We start from the raw sequence: 4,150 nt of genomic DNA, 5'->3' as shown, positions 1-4,150 counted from the left end.
GTACGGGGGGGGGGGCGGGGGGGGGGGGGGGGGGGGGGGGGGGGGGGGGGGGGGGGGGGCCCCGGCGCCCGGGGGGGGCCCGGGGGGGGGGGGCGCGGGGGGGGGGGGGGGCGGGGGGGGGGGGGCGGGCCCGGGCCCCCCCCCACCCCTCTCCGTTCGCGCGCGGGTTGTGCTCTGCGTCGGGCCGGGTGCGCGACTGCCGGCCCGGCGGGCGGTGTGCGCGGTTCCCCGCGCCCCTTGAATACCGCCCTGGGCTACTGCGTGAAGCGGTCGCGGAGCGACTGGCGGCCCTGCTCCGTCAGGCTGCCGTGTACGCGCATCCGCGCCACGCCGCCGTCGGGGAACGCGTCGAGGCGTACGTGGGTGGCCACGGCCTCCTTGGGGAGCGGGAAGCGGTGCAGGGTGTCGGGCTGGAGCTTGGTGCGGGGGATGATCTCGAACCACTCGCCGGTCTCGCCGTCCCGGCCGCTCAGCGCGATCCAGCCCGCCGAGTTGCCCTTCAGGTACGCCGTGTCGATCTCCACGGCGCGGATCGTGCCCTGCGCGGCGAGGCGGAAGCGGACCCAGTCGTTGGTGCCGCGGACGCGGCGACGGCGGTTCTCCCAGCCGTCGTCCATCTTCTGCGACGTGCCCGGCAGGATGATCTGCGTCGGCGACGAGTAGAACTTGTCGGACGCGTCCTCGTACGAACCGCCGTTGAGCACCGACGCCAGGTCGAACGTGCCGAGGAGGTCCAGCCACTCGGGGTCGGGGACGACCTCGCCGTGCACGCGCAGGCGGGCGATGCCGCCGTCGGGGTGCTGGCAGACGCGGACGTGCGTGTAGCGGCGCTCGCTCGTGATGCTGAAGGCGTTCGCCGCGTGGCCCTTGACCTGGCTCTTCGGGACGATCTCCTCCCACTTCACGTCATCGGCGAGCAGCTCGGCGGGGCCGGGCGAGCCGGGCACGTTCGCGGCCTGGATGCTCACCTTCTGCGGGTAGTTGCCGCGGAAGTGGGCGGTGTCGACGATCACGCCGCGTATGACGCCGGGCGCGCCGAGCCGCACGAGGGCCCAGTCGTGCTCCTCGGGCGCCGGGAACGGGGAGTCCGCGGTCCCCCGCCGCCTGCGGGTCTCCCAGCCGTCCATGACCTTGCCCTTGTGCCCGAAGTGCTCCGGGTCGAACACCGCGCGGTGGCGCAGCAGCAGGTTCTCGCGCATCGCGAAGAACTCGTCGTTCGCGGCGATGACACCGCCGCCGAGCCGCCGGTCGGCGAGGTCGACGAGATCGGTGAAGGCGTCGGCGTCACCGAAGGTGCGGTAGTCCGCGTATGGGTCGCCGCCTCCGTAGGGGGCGGCGTCGTTGGCGTGCGGGTCCTGGTCCTGGGCGTCCTGGGCGGGTGTCGTCTGGGTCATGGACCCACTCTCGCGCGCGACAAGCCGAAGGTCCATCGAAAGTTTTCGAGGTGGTATTTCAGTTTTACTGAAAGGTTACGGAGCGGTCACTGAACGGTTCGAGAGCGGCTCACTGACCGGTCAGCGCTTCCAGGACCCGCCGCACCGCTGTCCCCTCCTCCGAGCCCTTCCGTACGGCCGCCACCACATGCCGTACGGGACGGTCCGCGCCGAGCGGGCACATCACGACGCCGTCCCGGCGCGCCGCCGCCATCCGCGGCACCAGCGCGACCCCCATCCCGGCCTCGACCATGGCGAGGATCGCGGTCCACCCGGCCGCGCTGTGCGCCTGCTCCGGCACGAACCCGGCCGCCTCGCACGCGGCCGTCGTGATCTCCGACCAGGGCCCGGACCCGCCGAAGATCCACGGCTCACCGGCGAGATCGGCGAGCCGCAGACCCGGCTCGCCCGCCAGCGGATGCCCCACCGGCAGCGCGACGTCCAGCGGGTCGGCGAGCAGCGGCACCCGCGTGAACTTGGGGTCGCGGGGCGTCGGCGCGTGCGCGGCCAGCGACAGGGCGAGGTCCACGTCGCCGGTGGCGAGCAGCTCGTACGCCTGCCCGGCCTCCGCCTCCCGCACCCGGACGGTGATGCCGGGGTGCGCCGAGCGCAGCTCCCGCACGGCGGGCACCACGAGCGCGGGCACGGCGGTGGAGAACGCGGCGACCCGCACCGTCCCCGTCTCGCCGTGCATCCACTGCGCCAACTCGGCGTCGGCGCGCTCCAGTTGGGCGAACACGGCCTCCGCGTGCCGCAGCACGAGCTGCGCGGCGTCGGTAAGCCGCACCCGTCGCCCCTGCGCCTCAAGGAGCGGCACGCCGAGCTGCTTGGCGAGGTTGGTGAGCTGCTGCGAGACGGCGGACGGCGTCATGAGCAGCGTCTGCGCGGTGGCGGTGACGGTGCCGCACTCCCGCAGGGTGCGCAGGATCACCAGCTTCTTCACGTCCCACCGGTCGGGCCCCGGCACTCGCTTCTCGCTGCTCATACGCCACAACGTATCCGCTCGCGCGGTCGTCCTACGCTGTCCCCATGGCACGCACCGCACCCTCCGCACGCCTCCGTCCGGCCCGCCCCGACGAGGCGGCGCACCTGACGGCCCTCATGCTGCGCTCGAAGGCGCACTGGGGTTACGACGAGGCGTTCATGGCGGCGTGCGTGGACGAGCTGACGCTGCACCCTTCCGAGGTCACGCGGCGTCGCACGACCGTCGCCGAGGGCGAGGGCGAGGGCGTCGACGGCCGGCTCCTCGGTCTCGTGACGCTCGAAGGGGCGCCGCCGGTGGGCGAACTGGGCCTGATGTTCGTGGATCCCGGCGCGATCGGCCTCGGGGTGGGCCGGCTGCTCTTCGAGCACATGCGGGACACGGCGAGCGGGGCCGGGTTCAGGAAGGTGAGCTGGGCGGCGGACCCGCACGCGGTGCCGTTCTACGAGGCGATGGGCGGGCGGCACACGGGCGTGATCCCGTCGGGCTCGGTCCCGGGCCGCACGCTCCCCTTGATGGAGTTGCGGCTGTGACGACGCTCAGCCGAGCAGCCGCGGCACCGCCCGCACATAGACCACCATGCCGACGACCTCGACCAGTGTCTGGGTGACGACGACCACCGCCGCGACGGCCAGCGGGTCCGGCAGTGACAGGGCGAGGGGCAGGACGACGAGCGAGTTGCGGGTGGCGCCGGTGAACACGACGGCCCGGCCAGAGGGCACGTCGAGCCGGAACAGGCGGGCAACGGCGCGGCCCGCGAACGCCATCACCAGCAGGAACAGCACGTAGAACGGCACGACGCGCGCCACGTCCCCGAGGTTGTCGTCCAGCTTGGGGACCTGGGAGGCGACGACGGTCAGCAGGGTCGCGGCCATGAGCGGCACCATCGTCGTGCCCATGGCGTCGGACACCCGCTGCCCGGCGGGGCGGCGGGCGGCCCATGCCTGGGTGAGCCAGGCGAGGGCCAGCGGTACGACGATGAGCGTGAGGAAGGCCCGGACGAAGGGCCCGGCTTCCACGACGTCGCTCAGGCCCGACCCCATGAACAGGTAGAGGTAGCCGGGCAGCAGCACCATCTGCGCGAGCAGCAACAGGGGTGTGGCCGCAAGGAGCCGCTGGCTCGCGGCACCCGCGAGGCCGCTGAAGACGATCACGTAGTCGACGCACGGGCAGAGCAGCACGAGCAGCACACCGAGGCGCACGGCGCGGTCGCCGGGCAGGAACGCGAACATGGCGGCGACGACGAGCGGGACGACGAGGAAGTTGACGCCGAGCGCGGCGCCCAGGAAGCGTCCGGCGCGCAGCGAACGGAGCAGTTCCGCTGCGGGGACCTGGAGGAAGGTGACGTAGAGGAGGGCGGCGAGGACGGGGTTGATGACGTGCTCGAGTCCGGGCCCTGCGCCCGGGGCGGCGAGCCCGATCGCGGCGCCGGCCGCCAAGGCCCCCAGATAGACGCCTACTTGCCGTCGCTCCATGGCCTCGGCCACCTGGGCCCTGCGCATCACGTTCACGCCCCGACGGTACCCCTCCGACCTGCGCGAACCCCCACCCCGCCCCTTCCCGAAAGTCCTGCCGGACGGGCCTGCTCAATCGCCGCAGGGGCTATAAATAGCCCCTGCGGCGATTGAGGCCATCTTTCAGCCCCGCCGGCGTTTGAGGCGCGGGGTCCGGGGCGGAGCCCCGATCTTTCCAGCCCCTGCGGCGATTGAGCAGCGGGGTCCGGGGCGGAGCCCCG

General features: G+C 73.4%; 4 protein-coding genes. 1 reads left to right on the top strand and 3 read right to left on the bottom strand.

The features are described from left to right. Nucleotides 1-254: 254 nt before the first annotated feature. Together alc and ACIRHA_RS34265 are read right to left on the bottom strand one after the other, a co-directional pair. Nucleotides 255-1,394, bottom strand: coding sequence for an allantoicase (gene alc / locus ACIRHA_RS34270; RefSeq protein WP_403853979.1), 1,140 nt, complete (start codon nucleotides 1,392-1,394; stop codon nucleotides 255-257). 109 nt (nucleotides 1,395-1,503) lie between these two features. Then, nucleotides 1,504-2,418 (bottom strand): LysR family transcriptional regulator, encoded by a 915-nt coding sequence (locus ACIRHA_RS34265; RefSeq protein ID WP_403853977.1) that lies wholly within the window; start codon nucleotides 2,416-2,418, stop codon nucleotides 1,504-1,506. A 44-nt stretch (nucleotides 2,419-2,462) separates the two neighbouring features. On the opposite strand from ACIRHA_RS34265, the gene ACIRHA_RS34260 reads away from it, so the two are divergent. Then, the gene (locus ACIRHA_RS34260) at nucleotides 2,463-2,948 is read left to right on the top strand and encodes a GNAT family N-acetyltransferase (protein ID WP_403853975.1); all 486 of its coding nucleotides are present in this window, start codon (nucleotides 2,463-2,465) and stop codon (nucleotides 2,946-2,948) included. A gap of 6 nt (nucleotides 2,949-2,954) precedes the next feature. Here ACIRHA_RS34260 and ACIRHA_RS34255 read toward each other — a convergent pair whose 3' ends face one another. Beyond that, nucleotides 2,955-3,917 (bottom strand): arsenic resistance protein, encoded by a 963-nt coding sequence (locus ACIRHA_RS34255; protein WP_403854365.1) that lies wholly within the window; start codon nucleotides 3,915-3,917, stop codon nucleotides 2,955-2,957. Nucleotides 3,918-4,150: the final 233 nt, after the last annotated feature.

The sequence above is a fragment of the Streptomyces sp. NPDC102360 genome, assembly GCF_044766085.1.
Classification (GTDB): domain Bacteria; phylum Actinomycetota; class Actinomycetes; order Streptomycetales; family Streptomycetaceae; genus Streptomyces.
Note: the sequence above shows the minus strand (reverse complement) of the source record. Positions and strands in the feature narration are given on the sequence as shown.

What these genes read in the sequence shown, in the direction of transcription:
- alc (WP_403853979.1), bottom strand. Translation starts at nt 1,394, where the DNA reads ATGACCCAGACGACACCCGCCCAGGACGCCCAGGACCAGGACCCGCAC.
- ACIRHA_RS34265 (WP_403853977.1), bottom strand. Translation starts at nt 2,418, where the DNA reads ATGAGCAGCGAGAAGCGAGTGCCGGGGCCCGACCGGTGGGACGTGAAG.
- ACIRHA_RS34260 (WP_403853975.1), top strand. Translation starts at nt 2,463, where the DNA reads ATGGCACGCACCGCACCCTCCGCACGCCTCCGTCCGGCCCGCCCCGAC.
- ACIRHA_RS34255 (WP_403854365.1), bottom strand. Translation starts at nt 3,917, where the DNA reads ATGCGCAGGGCCCAGGTGGCCGAGGCCATGGAGCGACGGCAAGTAGGC.